The sequence below is a fragment of the Sutterella faecalis genome, from assembly GCF_006337085.1.
In the GTDB taxonomy this organism is placed as follows: Bacteria; Pseudomonadota; Gammaproteobacteria; order Burkholderiales; family Burkholderiaceae_F; genus Sutterella; species Sutterella faecalis.
In genome coordinates this window covers 1862986-1879931 of the sequence record NZ_CP040882.1, presented here as the reverse complement: position 1 = coordinate 1879931, position 16946 = coordinate 1862986, and the positions used below count along the sequence as shown (strand labels likewise).

Sequence of the window (16946 nt, the reverse complement as noted above, 5' to 3'; positions counted from 1 at the left end):
GATCCATCAGCGACGGGAAGCATTTTCCTTTTCCTTCTCCCGTTCTTCACGGCGGAGCTTGCGCAGTTTGGTGCAGGCGCGCTGCTTTTTGAGCATGGAAAGGTGATCGATAAAGACGATGCCGTCGAGATGATCCATTTCATGCTGCACGCAGACGGCAAGAAGTCCGGTGCAGTCGAGTTCAAATTCCTTCCCTTCAGCATCCTGGGCGCGGACGCGCACATGCGCCGGACGCTTCACGTGCTCGTAGAGACCCTTGAGGGAGAGGCAGCCTTCCTCGTGATCCTGAAGTTCTTCACTCGCTTCAATGATTTCAGGATTGCAAAGCACGAGCAGATTGCTTTTGTCGTCGGTAACGTCGATGACGATAATGCGCTTCAGAATTCCGATCTGATTGGCGGCGAGCCCGACGCCGGGAGCGGCATACATGGTTTCGGCCATGTCGGCGGCAAGGCGCCGGAGGTCTTCGTCAAAGACGTCAATGCGCTCGGCCTTTGAGGCAAGTGCAGGATGCGGATACTGAAGTACGGGAAGCAAAGCCACGGAATACTCCTCCCCGCGAGGGCGGGAAACCGGATGTACATGAAAAGGCCGAGAATTATAACCTTGCGCGGATCAAGAAAATGGTCAGGGAGAAGAGGAAGCAATGCGCGTGAATGAGACGAATCAGGAAGATGTGCGCAACTGGATCAAGCTGCGGCTTGCGCGCAATCTGGATACCTTCGGAGCCATCAGACTGCTGAAGGTTTTCGGCAGTGCAGAGTCTGTACTCGAAGGGTCGCTCTCTGACTTGGCAAGAACGGTCGGGATGCCGGCCGCCGAGGGTGTTGTGGCGGTTGCCAGGGGAGCAGCGGATGATGATGTGGATGCCGCTCTTGAAAGACTCCTGAGCAATCAGGAGTCCGGCATCCTCACCATTGCGGATCCGCTTTATCCGGCGGGACTCATTGAAAGCGGCCTGGCGCCTCTCCTGTTGTTTACAAGAGGCAATGAGTCGCTCTTGCGGCGTGAGGCCACAACCATATGCGGTTCGGCCTCCGCGGATGAGGAAGGGCTAAGGAATGCCGAATTTTTCGGCAAGGCCATTTCCGAAGCCGGCATGACGGTATTGGTTCCGTCTGAGCCCGGAATCCCGTCTGCCGCTGTTTCCGGCGCACTTTCCGCTCATCAAGGCGTCCCTCCGGCAGTGCTGCTCGCTTCCGGTACGGCTCGGGCGCCTCGGGAAATGACCGGGCTCCTGAAGGCGCTTCTTGCCGCGGGAGGCCTTCTCATCTCTGCGGAGCTTCCCGAAGCATCTCAGAGTGATGCGTCGAAAATTCTGCGGGACGGACTTCTTGCCGGCTTTTCGAGGCGGCTGCTTGTTGTTGAGGCAGAGCGCCATGCACCTATACTCGATATCGCACGAAGAGCTGCTGAGCTTGGCAGCCTTGTCGGTGCTATTCCTGGAAGCATTCACAATCCGCTCGCTCGCGGTGCGAATGCGCTTATTCGCGAAGGCGCTATGCTCGTCGAAACATTGAGAGATCTCGGTATAGAAAATCCGACGCCTCAAAAATGACATAATGCGCCTGCTTTTCAGGCTGTCCGCAGACATGCGGGACTGCCGAAGTTTTCTTTTAAGAACCTAAACCCCACTTCAGACCGTTTTCGTCGTAAGGAGAGAATGCCATGGCGCAGACCCTGGTAATTGCAGAAAAACCGTCAGTAGCAGGCGATATCGCGCGTGCTCTCGGCGGCTTTAAGAAAGACGGCGAGTTCTGGACGCGCGATGACATGATCATCGGGTCGGCAGTGGGGCATCTCCTGGAAATCAAAGCGCCGGAGGAATACGACGTCAAGCGCGGACGCTGGTCGTTTGCGAACCTGCCGGTCATCCCGCCTTATTTCGATTTGCAGCCGATTAAGAAGTCGGAGAGCAAATACACGGCGCTTGCGAAAAAAATTCGCAGCCGCTCTGTTACGGATCTCATCAATGCATGCGATGCGGGGCGTGAGGGCGAACTCATCTTCCGCTACATCGTGCAGGCCTGCGGCAGCAAAAAGCCGATTCGCAGACTATGGCTGCAGTCGATGACGAAGGCCTCCATTCAGGAGGCTTTTACGCAGCTGCGCTCCGACGATGAAATGAAGCCGCTCGAAGCCGCCGCCAGGAGCCGGTCTGAAGCGGACTGGCTCGTCGGCATCAACGGCACGCGTGCGCTCACCGCCTTTAATTCCAAGGACGGTGGTTTTTTCCTCACAACCGTTGGCCGCGTTCAGACGCCGACGCTGGCGATTGTTGTTGCGCGTGAGGAGGAAATCAATCACTTCAAGCCGAAGAGCTTCTGGGAAGTTCACGCTACTTTCAAGGCTGCTGCCGGAGAGTATGAAGGCAAGTGGATTGCCCCTGACTTTACGAAAACGAAGGGTATGCCGGCAGAGCTTCGCGCTGACCGCATCTGGAGCGCAGCCGATGCCGAGAAAATTGTTGAGAAGTGCACCGGACGCGAAGGTACGGTAACGGAGCAAAGTCGAAAGGCGACGTCGCTCGCGCCTGCACTCTTTGACCTTACGTCGCTGCAGCGAGAGGCGAACAGCCGCTTCGGCTTCCCTGCCAAGATGACGCTTGCCATTGCGCAGCGTCTCTACGAGCGCCACAAGGTGTTGACTTATCCCCGAACGGACGCGAAGGCGCTGCCTGACGACTATGCTCCGACGGTTAAGGAAACGCTGGCGCATCTGCAGAAGCTTCCTGAATATGATGCCTATTCAGCCAAGATTCTTACGAACGGCTGGGTCAATCCGCACGACAAGCGGGTTTTCGACAACAAGAAGATCAGCGACCACTTTGCAATTATTCCGACGGGCGAAATTCCGAAGGGGCTCGAGGAAACCGAGCAGAAAATCTACGATCTTGTTGTTCGCCGCTTTATGGCCGTCTTTTTCCCGGCCGCAGAATTCAACGTCACAACCCGTCGTACCCTTGTTGAGGGCGAAGTCTTTCTGACGGAAGGCAAGGTGCTCACGAAACCCGGCTGGATGGAAGTGGCTTCAAGGGCCGTGCGCACGCAGAGCGATCTTGTTCCCGTTTCGAACGGTGAAAAGGTTTTGACGACGCATATTGAGTCTCATGCAGATGAGACGCGGCCCCCTGCGCGCTTTACAGATGCGACGCTCCTCTCCGCAATGGAGTCTGCAGGCAAGAAGCTCGAAACGGATGAGCTGCGCGATGCCATGGCAGAAAAGGGACTCGGTACGCCGGCCACGCGTGCGCAGACCATTGAAGGTCTGATTGAGCAGAAGTATCTGCGCCGCGAAGAGCGTTCTCTTGTGCCCAATGCCAAGGCATTTCAGCTTATGCAGCTCGTGCGCGGTCTTCGCATCGACGTACTCACGCAGCCCAAGCTCACGGCGGAATGGGAGTACAAGCTCGCCCAGATTGAACATAGTCAGGGATCGCGCGACGACTTCATGGCGGAAATCCGCAAAATGACGGAAAACATGGTCGCTGTAGCCAAGCAGTACGAGGGCGACAGCGTGCCGATCGTCAACCCGATTCACTTCAAGAACAGGTGCCCTGCCTGCGGCGGCGAAATTGTTGAAAACTACAAACGCTTTGCCTGCACGACGCCCGGCTGCTATTTCTCGCTTTCGAAGCACCCCTCGGGCCGAGCTTTTGAAGCCGAAGAGGTTGAAGAGCTTCTCGCCAATCATCGCATTGGTCCCCTTACGGGGTTTGTAAGCCGCAGAGGCTTCCCGTTTGAGAGTGAACTTGTGCTCGAAAAAGACAAGGAAACGGGTCAATGGGGCATGCGTTTTGACTTTGAGGAACGGCCTGAAGTCGGCGCTGAGGAAATCGCCTCAGCTCCGGTTGTCGGCGACTGCCCGCTTTGCCGCGGCCGCGTCCTGGAGCTCGGCGATCACTTCATCTGCGAGCATGCCGTTAATGAGCCTCGTACCTGTACGTTCCGCATGAGCCGCACGATTCTGCAGCGTACGATTACGCGAGAGGAAGCTGCAACGCTTTTGTCGGAAGGCAGAACGCATCTGCTCGATGGATTCATTTCGAAGCGCACGAATCGCCCCTTCAAGTCCTATCTTGTTTGGGATCCGAAGAAGAAAACCGTAGCGTTTGAATTTGAAAAGCGTGAAAAAGACGCTGCAAAGGATGCGGCGAAATCCGCAGAAAATGAAGCGGAGACGGCGCCGGCTAAAAAGCCCGTAAGCAGGACGGCGGCGAAGAAGAGCGCTGCAAAGTCTGCGTCCCGCCGGACTAAGAAGGCGGAAGGCTGATCCGAAAGTAGAAAAAATCCCGCGTGCGAAACAAAGTTCTCGCCGCGGGATTTTTTCTTTTGCGAAAGCTGTACCGTTATTCGACAGGCTTCTCTGCCTTTTTCTTGTTGCGCGTGATGAGCACCTGATCGATCTTGTTGTTGTCGACGTCCATTACTTCAAACGTATAGTCGGCGCAGACGACTTTATCGGTGCGCTTCGGGATCTTTCTGAGCATGTACATCATGAAGCCGGCAACCGTTTCGTAAGCAGAGTCTTCGGGAAGTTCATCGATTTCGAGCGCATGCTCAAGATCGTCGATTGGCGTTGCGCCATCCACAAGCCATGTGTCCGCATCGCGCTGAATGATCTGTACGTCATCTTCATTCGTGACGAGGTCGCCCATAACGGTCGCCATGACGTCGTTGATCGTGATGATGCCTACCACCAGTGCATATTCATTGAGAATGACGGCAAAGTCGGTATGCGTGCGCTGGAAGACGTCGAGGACTTCTGAAAGCGTCAGAGAGTCCGGAATAAACTGAACGCCCTGAAGAAGCTCAGGATCCTGGAAGAGAATGGGTTTTTCTTCCAGGACGCGGCGCAGAAGGTGCTTGGAGTCGACAAAGCCCACGACGTGGTCGAGGTCTTTATCGCAGACAAGAAAGCGGTTGTAGGGCACTGTGGAGATCTTGGCCCGGATGCTTTCGTCGGTTTCATCCAGCGTGAAGTAGACGATGCTTTCGCGCGCAGTCATTGCAGAGGGCACGAGCCTTGATTCAAGCTCGAAGACGTTCTGGATGACGGTCTCCTCTTCAGGGGCAATAACGCCTGCTGCAGCGCCGGCGCCAACGCTCGCAAGGATGTCTTCAGAAGTGATGGTCTCCTGCCTTTTTGTCGGCATGCCGAGCGAACGGATGCAGGCATCCGAGAGCCGCTCGAGGACGAATACGATCGGGCGCAGGCACTTGATGAGTACATTCATCGGACGCACGACGAACATTGCCGTCGCTTCCGGACGTGCAATGGCAAGGCGCTTCGGTAGTAGATCCGCAAAGATTACGAAGAGCGTCGTGGCGATGATGAAGGAAATGATGAAGCTCACATGCGAGAGATTCTGCTCGGGGAGAATGATCGAGAAAAGCCAGTCGAAAAACGGTGAAAAGGCTGCGTCTCCAATGACGCCGCCCAGAAGTGCAGCAGCGTTGACGAGCACCTGAAGCGCTGAGAAGAATTGCCCTGGATGAGACTGAAGCTCAAGGACGAGCGCGGCGCGTCTGTCTCCGTCATCCGCAAGGGTCTGCAGTCGTGTTTTGGAGGCAGACGCGAGGGAGATTTCAGAAGACGAGAAAAAGGCGCTGAGCAGCACAAGGCCGAAAAGCGCCGCAACTTGCGGCAGGGAATCCATAAACTTTTCCGGGAAATCTTGGTTCAGTGCGGTCCGCATGAGGTTCCGGATGCACGCTCGCACCGCGATTCCTGATGCTGGCGGTACCTTAGGACGAGCCGATTTCCGCTATATTGAACACAGGTCAGAGATTTTACCATGAATTCCTTATTAACCACTTGTTTTTCCGCGTTATTTTCTTGAATAACAGCGCTGAGACCTGGGGTTGAACAACCTGGAAGCGTATTTGCTCTTTCAGACTTCAAGCGTTTTCTTATGGAGCCGCCGCACTGCGCCTCAGCTGCTTTGGGCCGGCATCTATCCTGATCCTGTCGGAAAGCTCAATCCCTTCGTATATCAGAGGAACCTTTTGACATGAAGTCCAAGCTCCTTTCCGCGGCAGTTCTTCTTGCTGCCGCAGCAGTTGCTCTTCCGGCGCAGGCCGGCGAAACACTTGATCGGGTTAAGTCCCGCGGTCAGCTTGTCTGCGGCGTCAATACGTCTGCGCCAGGCTTTTCAAGCGCCGACAGCCAGGGCCGCTGGCAGGGTCTCGACGTCAATACCTGCCGTGCGGTTGCCGCGGCTGTACTTGGCGACGCAGACAAAGTGAAGTATGTTCCGCTCTCCTCAACGCAGCACATGTCGGCGCTGGCTTCGGGCGAAATCGACATGCTCGCTCGCAATACCACCTGGACGATGACCCGAGATGCCAGCACCGGCAACGTCTTCGTCGCAGTCTCTTACTATGACGGTCAGGGCTTCATGGTGCCCGCTTCGCTTGGCGTCAAAAGCGTGAAGGAGCTCGATGGCGCTACGGTCTGCGTGCAGACAGGCACCACAACGGAGAAGACCACTGCGGATTATTTCCATTCGCATGGGATGAAGTACAAGACTGTGGTCTTCGACACAACGGAGGCTACGCAGAGCGCATTCATTTCCGGGCGCTGCGATGTCTATACGACCGATATGTCCGATTTGGCGGGCGTGCGCATGATTGCGCCGGATCCTTCCAAATTCGTCATTCTTCCGGAAACGATTTCCAAGGAACCTCTTGGGCCTGCGGTGCGCCGCGGCGACTGGGAATGGTTTGAAATCGTCCGCTGGTCCTTTATGGCTTTCCTTGGGGCAGAGGAACTTGGCGTCACTCAGGCGAATGTGGACGACATGCGCAAGAATTCCCGTGATCCGAACGTGATGCGTCTTGTCGGCGCTGGCGAGGATATGGGCAGGATGCTCGGCCTCGACAAGGACTGGTCCTACCGTATCATTAAGCAGGTCGGCAATTACGGTGAATCCTGGACGAAATATTTTGGTCCGACGAGCCCGCTTAATCTTCCCCGTGGAATGAATCGTCTCTGGACGGATGGCGGTCTCATGTATGCCATGCCGATTCGTTGATTTGACGGTCTTTTTCCCTTCAGGAACCTGATGAGAGGCTCCGGGCAATTTGGCTGCCTGGAGCCTTCTTCGTATTTCTGATCCCGATAGTTATGTTTTCTAGAGAGAGCTTCAGCATCGTTCCCGGGGATGATGCTTGGATATTGCGCGAGAAGATTCGCCGCCGGCGTGAATTTACGCTTCAGGCGGCATTGATACTTCTTCTGGTCGCCTTCATCGCTGTGCTTGCTTCCAATGTCGAAGCTAATCTTGCAGCGAAAAACATCAAAAGCGGATTCCATTTTCTGATGAATCGCGCGGGCTTCGAGATCAGCGATCAGCTGATCCCGTATTCCAGTAATGATCCGCTGTGGAAAGCATTTGCGACGGGCATCCTCAATACGCTGAAAGTATCGGCCTGCACGGTTGTGTCGGCGACTGTGCTGGGCGTTGTCGTGGGTCTGATGCGGCTTTCAAGAAATGCCGTCGTGCGTTTTCTTGGCATCGCGCATGTTGAGGCGTACCGCAATGTGCCGCTTCTGGTGCTTCTCCTCGCACTTTATCTGGTGGTGACGGAGCTTCTGCCTGGGGTGCGAGCGGCATTTCACCTGGGCGATTGGGTATATCTCTCTAAAACGGGGCTTCTCTTTGCCGTTCCCGAGATGCAGTGGGCGGGAAGCATCGCTGCGCTTGCAGGTCTGGCCGGGGCATTCTGCACCGCCAGGATTGTCCGGCGCCGTGAAACTTCGCTGGTTGCCAACTGTTCCGGGCTTATCGCGTTTGCGCTGGTTTTTGCTTTCGTCTGGGTGATCCTCGGGGTGCTGGGCGGCTGGAATCATCCGGTTGCAACGCGGTTCTCCATGTCTGGCGGCGCGCAGCTTACGCCGGAATTTCTGACGCTTTGGCTGGGGCTCACGCTCTACACCTCCGCAATGATTGCGGAAATCGTCCGTGCAGGCGTGGTATCCGTCAGGCCGACGCAATGGGATGCCGCTTCGGCGCTTGGATTGCGCACACGCGAAACGGTGAGCTACATCATTTTCCCGCAGGCAATGCGCCTCATTGTTCCTCCGCTTTCAAGCCAGTACATGACGCTCACCAAGAATTCCTCGCTGGCCGTAATGGTGGGTTATCCGGATCTGGTCAATGTGGGTACGACGGTGATGAATATTACCGGCCAGGCACTGGAAGTCATTTGTCTCATCATGGGCGTTTATCTGACGGTGAACATCCTCATCTCCGTCTTTATGAATCAGCTCAATGCCCGCATTATGCGGGCGCCGCAGTAAGGAGATGCTCATGCCGGAAATTCAGATTACGGGCACTCCTGGCGGCCTTTGGGAGCGGCTGCGAACGAACTGCTTCTATTCCCCCGGGGCAAGCGTGGTTTCGGTAGCGCTCGGTGCGGTCATCCTTTTCGTCTTTTGCTGGTTCATCAAATGGGCGGTTCTGGACGCAGTCTGGAGCGCTGATGTCAATGCCTGCCGGAAGGCTGCGGGCGCCTGCTGGGGCTTCGTAACCGAAAAATGGCGCCTCATTATTTTCGGGCGCTTCCCCTATGAGCTGCAGTGGCGGCCGGCGCTTGCCACGTTCATTATCGTTCTCATGCTCGTCATCTCAGCCGTGCCGTCTCTCTGGACGCACCGGGGCGTGCGAATGCTTCTCTGGGGGTGGGTTGCATCCTTTGCTGCTTTCTTCGTTCTGATGATCGGCGGCATTTTCGGACTGGAAAAAATCAGTACCGACATGTGGGGCGGGCTGCCGCTGACGGTGATCCTTACGCTTCTCGGCATGGCGGCATCTTCACCTCTCGGCATCCTTCTGGCCATCGGCCGCCGCAGCAGACTGCCCATCATTTCCGCTGTCTCAACGGGCTACATTGAGCTTGTTCGCGGCGTGCCGCTGATTACCGTGCTTTTCGTTGCGGCTTTCGTCTTTCCGCTCCTGATGCCGGAATGGATGAAGGTTGACGCCTTCTGGCGCGTGGTGATCGGGATTACGCTCTTTCAGGCAGCCTACATGGCGGAAACCGTCCGCGGCGGACTTCAGACTATTCCCCGCGGGCAGTTTGCAGCCGCCCGTTCGCTTGGACTGACAGAACGGCAGTGTTATACGAGCGTTATTCTTCCGCAGGCCCTTGTTGCGATCATCCCTGCCTTTGTGAACAGTCTCTTGTCCTGTTTTATGGACACTTCGCTCGTTATGGTGGTTTCGATGTACGACCTTACCGGGTCGCTCAAGCTTGCGCTCGGCGATGCGCTCTGGAGGCCCTATTTCATTGAAGGCTACGCTTTTATCGTGATGATCTATTTCGTCTCGAGCTTCATCATTTCGCGCTACAGCCAGTGGCTTGAAGGAAAGCTTCAGGGGACGAAGTCGCGCCGTACTATTCACATTTAGTTCGTTTATGAAATTTCATGAGCACATCATCCGGGCATCCATCCCGGAGCTCCCCTTTGTTCTTGCCCGCGAGGATCTTGCGCGCGGCATTGCCGATTTTGCACGGCATCCGGAAAACTATATCGAGGAGGTAAGCGGCTCCCGAATTACGAAGGCGGAAGTGCCGGGGAAGACGCCGGGATCCGTGACCTTCGGGCGAGAGATCAGTTTCGGGACGCTGAAGTTTGAAGAAGAAATAGAGCTTTTGGCGGACGGGAGCTATCACGCGCATATTGATGCCGATGGTCCCCGGCCGGCATCAGATTTCAGCATGACGATTGAGGAGCCTGAAAAGGGAAGTCTTTTTGTGCGCTTCACCTATCACGAAGACCGCGAGCCGCCGCACAAGGAAACGCATCAGGAAGCGCAGCTCAATCAGCTCAGACGTCTTGCATATGAAAGCAAGGATCGAAGCATTCTTGTGAAGATTCTTGACGATCTTGTGCAGCTTAAAGCTCACGAGGCACACGCATAAAGCTCGTCTTCTCTATTATTCGACGCCCGGATGAGGCACAAGGCCTTTCCGGGCGTTTCTCGTAACTGCAGAATTTTCGAAAAATGACCGACATGCTCAGTGCGCGTATTTGCGCTCATATTGCCGAAGAAATTGCGGCGCGTTCTTCTCAGGTGGAAGCTGCCGTCAGACTCCTCGACGAAGGCGCAACCGTTCCTTTTATTGCCCGCTACCGCAAGGAAATGACCGGCGGACTCACGGATGCGCAGCTGCGGACGCTCGAAGAGCGTCTGGTGTATCTCCGAGAGCTTAATGATCGTCGCGAGACAATCCTTGCCGCAATTGAGGCTCAGGGCAAGCTCGATGACGCCTTGAAGGAACGCCTTCTGAACGCCGAGACCAAGCAGGAGCTCGAAGACCTCTATGCGCCCTATAAGAGCAAGCGCCGCACGCGCGCGGCCATTGCGAAGGAAGCGGGTCTCGAACCTCTCGCCGACAGACTTCTGGCGAACCGAACGCTGGATCCGCTTCGTGAAGCAGTCTCCTTCATCAATGCCGAAAAGGGGTTTGCAGATGCTCAGGCAGCGCTTAATGGCGCACGAGACATTCTTGCTGAACGCTTCAGCCTTGATGCGAAACTTAGAGAAAATCTGCGCGCTTTCATGTCTGCGCGCGGTGAGCTCGTCTCTCGTCTCGTGGAAGCGGAAAAAGAAAAGGCGGAAAAATTCCGTGATTATTTCGATTTCCGGGAGCCGCTCTCGAAAGTCCCTTCGCATCGCGCGCTTGCCGTTCTGCGTGGTCGCCGGGAGGGATTCCTTACGGTGTCTGTTGAGCTCCCTGCTGAAGATGAGGCGCGTGATCCTCATCCTGCGGAGGCTCGTCTCGCAGATCTCCTCGGCATCAGCCGAACCGGGCGCGCCGCGGATATGTGGCTTCTTGCCGTCTGCCGCTGGACATGGCGCGTGAAGCTTCGTCTTTCCATTGAGGGCGATCTCCTCGAAGAGCTCCGGGAGCGCGCGGAAGAGACGGCAATCGGCGTCTTTGGCGAAAATCTGCGTGATCTGCTTCTTGCCGCACCTGCAGGACACCATGCGGTTCTGGGTCTTGACCCGGGCTTCCGTACGGGCGTGAAGGCCGCGGTTATTGACGACACGGGACGCGTGCTGGCGCATGACGTTCTCATGATGCATGGGTCCGACGCCGCGCGAGAAGCTTCAAAGCTGAAGCTCCTGAAAATGCTCGAGCCCTACAGAATCGCTTTCATTGCGATTGGGAACGGGACGGCAAGCCGGGAAACCTCGGCTGTTGTAGGCGAAGTTCTGCGCGCGCATCCGGAAGTCAAGGCGCAGCGCGTCATCGTCAGCGAGGCGGGAGCTTCCGTTTATTCTGCTTCCGAGCTTGCCAGTGAGGAACTTCCCGAGCTCGACGTCAGCTACCGCGGGGCGGTTTCCATTGCAAGACGTCTTCAGGATCCGCTGGCTGAACTTGTGAAGATTGACCCCAAGGCAATCGGCGTGGGTCAGTATCAGCATGATGTGGATCATCAGAAGCTTGAGCGCCGCCTTTCTGCGGTTGTGGAAGACTGCGTGAATTTTGTCGGCGTCGACGTCAACACGGCAAGTCCTCAGCTTTTGAGTCATATCGCCGGTCTTACCCGGCGCGTCGCTCAGGAAATCGTTGCGTATCGCGAGAAGCACGGGGCTTTCCGTGATCGAGAAGCGCTCCGCAATGTGCCCTATCTCGGGGATGCGCGTTTTCTGCAGGCTGCCGGGTTCCTGCGCATTCATCGCGGCGCAAATCCGCTCGATGGTACGGGCGTTCATCCGGAATCCTATTCGGTTGTGGCAAGAATGGTTTCCCGCCTGAAGCTCAAAAGCGTTCGAGAGCTTATGGGCAATGAGTCGCTCCTAGGAAAGATCCGGGCGGTGGACTTTGCCGACGAAAAGTTCGGTGCGCCTACGGTGATGGACATCATCCGGGAGCTGGAGAAGCCTGAGCGCGATCCGAGAGCCGAATTCAAAACGGCAGAATTCAAGGATGACATTCAGACGATTGAGGACCTTCATCCCGGCATGAAGCTCGAGGGTGTAGTTGCCAATGTCGCAGCCTTCGGCGCTTTCGTTGATATTGGCGTTCATGTGAACGGGCTTGTTCACGTGTCTGCGCTCGCGGACCATTTCGTGAAGGATCCGTTCAAGGAAGTGCGGGTGGGGCAGGTCGTCAAGGTGACGGTGCTCGATGTGGATGCGGTGCGTCAGCGCATCTCGCTTTCGATGCGTTCGGACGGGACTGCCGGTGCCGGCGCTTCCAGGGGCGCGTCGCGGACGGCGAATGGCTTGAGCCGTGACCGATCTGATCGGGGCAGGACTGAGACTACTGCGCTCGGAGCCGCTTTCTTAAAGCTTCGCCGCTGATGAGATGAATCAGAGATAACGAAGAAGAAAAGCCTCGGATTCTCAAGGAATCTGAGGCTTTTCTCAACAGGAAGTCAGAAGACGCAGCCGGACTTACTGAGATTTCCCGCCAAGGTCTGCTTCATGGGGTTCGGGTTCTTTTTCGCCTTGAACATGGCGCTCGCCCAGTTCCATGAGCGCATTGAGAATGATGGCGCCAAAAGTGGCAGTGCCGATGCCGCCGAGCGTGAAGCTTCCGATATGGATCGTGAAGTCGCCGGCACCCAGAATCAGCGTGACGGCAGCGACAATCAGATTGCGGTTGTCGCCGAAGTCCACATGGTTGACTACCCAAACACGGGCGCCAGCGACGGCAATGAGACCGAAGACGACGATGGAGGTGCCCCCGAGAATCGGCTGCGGAATCGTCTGAATGACTGCGCCGAATTTGGGTGAAAAACCAAGGATGATGGCAAAGATTGCAGCGACCGGGAAGAGCAGGGTCGAGTAGACGCGGGTTGCAGCCATGACGCCGATGTTTTCGCCGTAAGTCGTCACGCCCGTGCCGCCGAAGCTCGCGGAAAACATTGTTGCGAGGCCGTCGCCGAGGAAAGCCCTGCCCATATAAGGGTCAAGGTTGCGGCCGGTCATTGCGGTCACTGCTTTAATGTGGCCGAGGTTTTCTCCAACGAGAATGATGACAACGGGAGCGATGAGCGTAATGGCAGAGACTGAGAAAACAGGGGATTCGAACTGCGGGATGCCGAACCAGGCGGCTTCGGCAATGCGCCCGAAGTTGATCGGCGTTCCCCCGAGGCCAAGGCCGTTCGTGAGAATGGCGTAGATAGCATAGGCGAGCGAGAGGCCGACGAGAATCAGAAGCTTTTGAATGAGGCCGCGCGTATAAACGGCAACGCCGCCCACGCAGATCACCGTGAGGATGGCGATCCAGGCGTCAAAATCCGTGGGTCCAACGCTTTTGACGGCAGTAGGGGCCAGATTGAGGCCGATGACCGCGACGACGGCGCCGGTGACTACCGGAGGCATAAGCCGTTCAATCCATTTGACGCCGGTGCTCATGACGATGAGGCCGACAGCACAGTAAATGAGGCCGCAGATGATGATGCCGCCGAGCGCCACGGGTATGTTGGGATTAGGTCCAGAACCAGCAGCGTATCCCGTTGCCGCAATGACCACGCCGATGAAGGCAAAGGACGAACCCAGGTAGCTCGGCACGTGGCCGCCTACGAGGACGAAAAAAATGAGCGTGCCGAGGCCGCTCATCAGAATGGCGAGATTGGGGTCGAACCCCATAAGGAGCGGCGCCAGAACAGTGGAGCCGAACATGGCGACGACGTGCTGTACGCCGAGTGCGAGCGTCTGGCCTGCAGGCAGACGCTCATCTGGAGCAATGGTTCCGGAAGTCTTCAGCTTCCAGCTGGGGAAGTAACTCATCTCGATAGGACCTCAGAAAATAGGCAAACGGCTCCATTCTAAATCGATCCGTAACGAAATATTTCGCTTTGCTTTTCCACTGAGGTCATGCGGCGGTTCAAATGGCACGTAAGTACCGAGAAGGCTTGCTAAAATAAGCAGCTTTTCGTTTGCGCGGTTCGAGCATTGGATGCGAGCCCGCAGATGCCTGATTTCACACTCATTCGATCGTTTCACATGACGAGTCCCAATCCGGCGCTTGTGCGCGACGTCGAAGCACGCCGCACTTTCGCCATTATTTCCCACCCTGACGCCGGTAAAACGACGCTCACGGAAAAGCTTCTTCTTTTCGGCGGCGCCATTCAGATGGCGGGTGCCGTAAAAGGCCGCAAGGCTGCGCGCCATGCCACCTCCGACTGGATGGAAGTGGAAAAGCAGCGCGGCATTTCGGTGACGAGCTCGGTGATGCAGTTCCATTACCGCGACCATGTCATCAACTTGCTCGACACCCCGGGCCACGAGGACTTTTCTGAAGATACGTACCGTGTGCTGACTGCGGTCGACGCCGCAGTGATGGTGATCGATGCTGCCAAGGGCGTTGAGGCGCAGACCATCAAGCTCCTTGAAGTCTGCCGCATGCGCAACACTCCGATCATCACGTTCATCAATAAGTTTGACCGTGAAGTTCGTGATCCGCTTGATCTTCTCTCCGAAATTGAGCAGGTTCTAAAGCTGCAGTGCGTGCCCATTACCTGGCCGATCGGCATGGGAAAGACCTTCCGCGGCGTTTTTTCGCTCGCGAAGAATCATCTCGTTCGCTTCACGCCGGGTGAAGACCGGCTTACGAGTGATCGAGAGCTGATTGAAGGACTCGACAATCCGGAACTCGATGAGCTTTTCCCGATGGAAATGCCTTATGTGCGCGAGTCGATTGAGCTCGTCCAGGGGGCAACGGATCCTTTTGACCTCAAGCGCTTCCTCGCTGCCGAGCAGAGTCCGGTCTTCTTCGGCTCAGGCGTCAACAACTTCGGTGTTGAAGATGTTCTCAATGCACTCGTCGACTGGGCTCCGCCGCCTCAGCCTCGTGATGCAGGCGTGCGCATGGTTGAGCCCGATGAGGCGCCGTTCACCGGCTTCGTCTTCAAGATTCAGGCCAATATGGACCCCCGCCACCGCGACCGCATTGCGTTCTTCCGCGTGTGTTCCGGGCGCTATCAGCCTGGGATGAAGACCTACCATGTCCGTGAAGGACGCGAGATGAAGATCCCCAATGCGCTCACCTTCATGGCGCAGGACCGCGTCATCATGACGGACGCGGTGGCGGGAGACATCATCGGCATCTACAACCACGGACAGCTCCATATCGGCGATACGCTGACCTCGGGTGAAAAGCTTCAGTTCACCGGCATTCCGAACTTTGCGCCGGAACTCTTCCGGGCTGCGCGAAGCAAGGATCCCTTTAAAGCCAAGCAGCTTCAGAAGGGCCTTCAGGAGCTCGGCGAAGAGGGCGCTATTCAGGTCTTCACCGGCGAATTCGGCAATATCATGCTGGGCGCCGTCGGGCAGTTGCAGTTTGAAATTGTTGCTCAGCGCCTTGCGGATGAATACAAGGTTGATGCCATCTACGAGTCGACGGATGTTTCGACCGCGCGCTGGCTCTCCTTCCCGGATGAGAAGACAAAGCGTGATTTCGAGGCAGAGCAGGCAGCAAGACTTGCGACCGACGTGAACGGCAATGAGGTTTATCTGGCAACGTCGATCTACAACCTTGAGACGACGATGAAGCACTGGCCGCAGGTAACCTTCCACACTACGCGTGAAATGAACCAGATCTTCTGATTCATTCGGCCTTAATAAGAAACCCGGACGCTTTCAATAGCGATCCGGGTTTCGTTTATCTGCTTCGTTATGACTTGAGACCTTTGCGGAAAGCTTCAAGCGCTTCCGGATGGCACGAAAGGACGCGTTCGAGATGACCGCGCAGGTAGCAGATGGCAAGTCCGTAATTCGTCATGGGCACCTTCTGGCTCATCGCACGCCTCAAGCGCATCAGCATATGGCGCCGCGTGACGACGCAGCCGCCGCACTGAATGAGAACGGCGTAGGGTGTGAGATCGTCAGGGAAGTCTTTGCCGACGGCAACTTCGATTTTGAGGTCGAGCCCGGTTTTTTCCTTCAGCCAGCGCGGAATCTTGAGTCGGCCGATATCGTCCTTCTGGGGGTGGTGGCTGCAGGTTTCGCAGATGAGCACGCGGTCGCCGTCCTTAAGTTTCGAAAGGGCCGCTGTACCCCGGGCGAGTTCGATGAGATCGCTCTTTGCATAGGCCATCTGCAGCGAAAATGTTGTGAGCGGGATGGAGTCCGGCGCCTGTCGGGCAACGTCGTCAATCGCCTGCGAGTCCGTCATGATGAAGGCCGGGGGATTTTTGAGATCGGCAATGGCTTCGGCTACGCGGTCCTGCTGAATGACATAAGCCTTGGCATGGGCATCCAGAAGTTCCCGGATGGCCTGCACCTGCGGCAGGATAAGGCGGCCTTTTGGAGCACCGGAGTCAATCGGCGTGACAAGAAGCACGGTATCGCCCGCGTGGGCCAGGTCGCCGCAGAGCGGTCTGTCGGGTTCTGTGTCTTCCTGAACAATGCGGATGATGGTTTGCCGCAATGCATCAATCCCGAGACCCTCTACGGCATCGGTGATGACGACGGGCAGGCCGTACTGACGCGCATCTGCGAGAACTTGGTCAGTGGGTGCCTTAATGCCTGCTTTGTTGAGTACAAGGATCGAGGGGGTTCCGAGCCGCTTGGCATCGGCAATCAGTTCCCGGTCGTCAGGTTCGAGCCCGGCAGCACTCCCCACAATAAGGGCGATGTCCGTCCATTCCAATACGGTCTTGGAGCGCTCTACGCGTGCAGCACCAAGCTCTCCGACATCGTCGACGCCGGCAGTGTCAATAAAGACAACCGGTCCGATCGGGGCAAGCTCGCAGGCCTTTTCCACCGGGTCGGTTGTTGTTCCTGGTACGTTCGAGACAATGGAAATGTGCTGATTGGTGAGCGCATTGGCAAGAGAGCTTTTGCCGGCGTTGCGGCGGCCGAAAAGGCCGATGTGGATTCTGAGCCCCTTGGGCGTATTGAAAGTGTTCAACATGGCTCGCTTCCGATTGAGGCTGTTGATTTTGATTGTTTGACGCAAGCTGTCGGGGAACAGCCG

At 56.5% G+C, this 16946-nt stretch carries 12 protein-coding genes; 8 read left to right on the top strand and 4 right to left on the bottom strand.

Translation table 11 applies throughout. From position 1 onward, the window contains the following. Window positions 1-6: 6 nt before the first annotated feature. Window positions 7-543, bottom strand: coding sequence for a peptide deformylase (def, locus tag FG381_RS07750; RefSeq protein WP_139688287.1), 537 nt, complete (start codon window positions 541-543; stop codon window positions 7-9). A gap of 109 nt (window positions 544-652) precedes the next feature. Here def and FG381_RS07745 point away from each other — a divergent pair, with 109 nt between their 5' ends. Together FG381_RS07745 and FG381_RS07740 are read left to right on the top strand one after the other, a co-directional pair. Continuing rightward, window positions 653-1558, top strand: a complete 906-nt coding sequence (locus FG381_RS07745) for a DNA-processing protein DprA (protein WP_165697854.1) — start codon at window positions 653-655, stop codon at window positions 1556-1558. 110 nt (window positions 1559-1668) lie between these two features. After that, window positions 1669-4272 carry a DNA topoisomerase III gene (locus FG381_RS07740; RefSeq protein WP_139688285.1) on the top strand — a complete coding sequence of 868 codons (2604 nt, stop codon included), beginning with the start codon at window positions 1669-1671 and terminating at the stop codon, window positions 4270-4272. Between the two features lie 76 nt (window positions 4273-4348). Here the strand turns inward: FG381_RS07740 and FG381_RS07735 are convergent, their stop codons facing one another. Further along, entirely contained in the window at window positions 4349-5659 is a 1311-nt protein-coding gene (locus FG381_RS07735; RefSeq protein WP_139688284.1) for a hemolysin family protein, read from the bottom strand. A gap of 354 nt (window positions 5660-6013) precedes the next feature. Here FG381_RS07735 and FG381_RS07730 point away from each other — a divergent pair, with 354 nt between their 5' ends. The 5 genes from FG381_RS07730 (at window position 6014) to FG381_RS07710 (ending at window position 12322) form a co-directional block, all read left to right on the top strand. After that, on the top strand, window positions 6014-7036 hold the full coding sequence (locus tag FG381_RS07730; RefSeq protein WP_139688283.1) for an amino acid ABC transporter substrate-binding protein: 1023 nt from the start codon (window positions 6014-6016) through the stop codon (window positions 7034-7036). 143 nt (window positions 7037-7179) lie between these two features. Beyond that, complete coding sequence (locus tag FG381_RS07725) at window positions 7180-8304, top strand: amino acid ABC transporter permease (protein ID WP_226960216.1); 1125 nt, start codon at window positions 7180-7182, stop codon at window positions 8302-8304. A gap of 10 nt (window positions 8305-8314) precedes the next feature. Then, window positions 8315-9415, top strand: a complete 1101-nt coding sequence (locus FG381_RS07720; RefSeq protein ID WP_139688281.1) for an amino acid ABC transporter permease — start codon at window positions 8315-8317, stop codon at window positions 9413-9415. Window positions 9416-9422: 7 nt separating this feature from the next. After that, on the top strand, window positions 9423-9929 hold the full coding sequence (locus FG381_RS07715) for an AtaL-like protein (protein WP_139688280.1): 507 nt from the start codon (window positions 9423-9425) through the stop codon (window positions 9927-9929). Between the two features lie 83 nt (window positions 9930-10012). Continuing rightward, window positions 10013-12322 (top strand): Tex family protein, encoded by a 2310-nt coding sequence (locus tag FG381_RS07710; RefSeq protein ID WP_139688279.1) that lies wholly within the window; start codon window positions 10013-10015, stop codon window positions 12320-12322. Between the two features lie 93 nt (window positions 12323-12415). On the opposite strand, the gene FG381_RS07705 is transcribed toward FG381_RS07710, so the two are convergent. Continuing rightward, window positions 12416-13762, bottom strand: coding sequence for a solute carrier family 23 protein (locus tag FG381_RS07705; RefSeq protein WP_374042040.1), 1347 nt, complete (start codon window positions 13760-13762; stop codon window positions 12416-12418). A 210-nt stretch (window positions 13763-13972) separates the two neighbouring features. On the opposite strand from FG381_RS07705, the gene FG381_RS07700 reads away from it, so the two are divergent. Further along, complete coding sequence (locus FG381_RS07700) at window positions 13973-15574, top strand: peptide chain release factor 3 (RefSeq protein ID WP_139688277.1); 1602 nt, start codon at window positions 13973-13975, stop codon at window positions 15572-15574. A 67-nt stretch (window positions 15575-15641) separates the two neighbouring features. Here FG381_RS07700 and hydF read toward each other — a convergent pair whose 3' ends face one another. Then, a complete protein-coding gene (gene hydF, locus FG381_RS07695; RefSeq protein ID WP_139688276.1) occupies window positions 15642-16883 on the bottom strand; it encodes a [FeFe] hydrogenase H-cluster maturation GTPase HydF in 1242 nt (413 codons plus the stop codon). Window positions 16884-16946 lie beyond the last annotated feature (63 nt).

Excerpts from the sequence above, each read along its gene's own strand:
- hydF (WP_139688276.1), bottom strand. The coding sequence starts at position 16,883 with ATGTTGAACACTTTCAATACGCCCAAGGGGCTCAGAATCCACATCGGC.
- FG381_RS07735 (WP_139688284.1), bottom strand. The coding sequence starts at position 5,659 with ATGGATTCCCTGCCGCAAGTTGCGGCGCTTTTCGGCCTTGTGCTGCTC.
- FG381_RS07740 (WP_139688285.1), top strand. The coding sequence starts at position 1,669 with ATGGCGCAGACCCTGGTAATTGCAGAAAAACCGTCAGTAGCAGGCGAT.
- FG381_RS07710 (WP_139688279.1), top strand. The coding sequence starts at position 10,013 with ATGACCGACATGCTCAGTGCGCGTATTTGCGCTCATATTGCCGAAGAA.
- FG381_RS07730 (WP_139688283.1), top strand. The coding sequence starts at position 6,014 with ATGAAGTCCAAGCTCCTTTCCGCGGCAGTTCTTCTTGCTGCCGCAGCA.
- FG381_RS07720 (WP_139688281.1), top strand. The coding sequence starts at position 8,315 with ATGCCGGAAATTCAGATTACGGGCACTCCTGGCGGCCTTTGGGAGCGG.
- FG381_RS07715 (WP_139688280.1), top strand. The coding sequence starts at position 9,423 with ATGAAATTTCATGAGCACATCATCCGGGCATCCATCCCGGAGCTCCCC.
- FG381_RS07700 (WP_139688277.1), top strand. The coding sequence starts at position 13,973 with ATGACGAGTCCCAATCCGGCGCTTGTGCGCGACGTCGAAGCACGCCGC.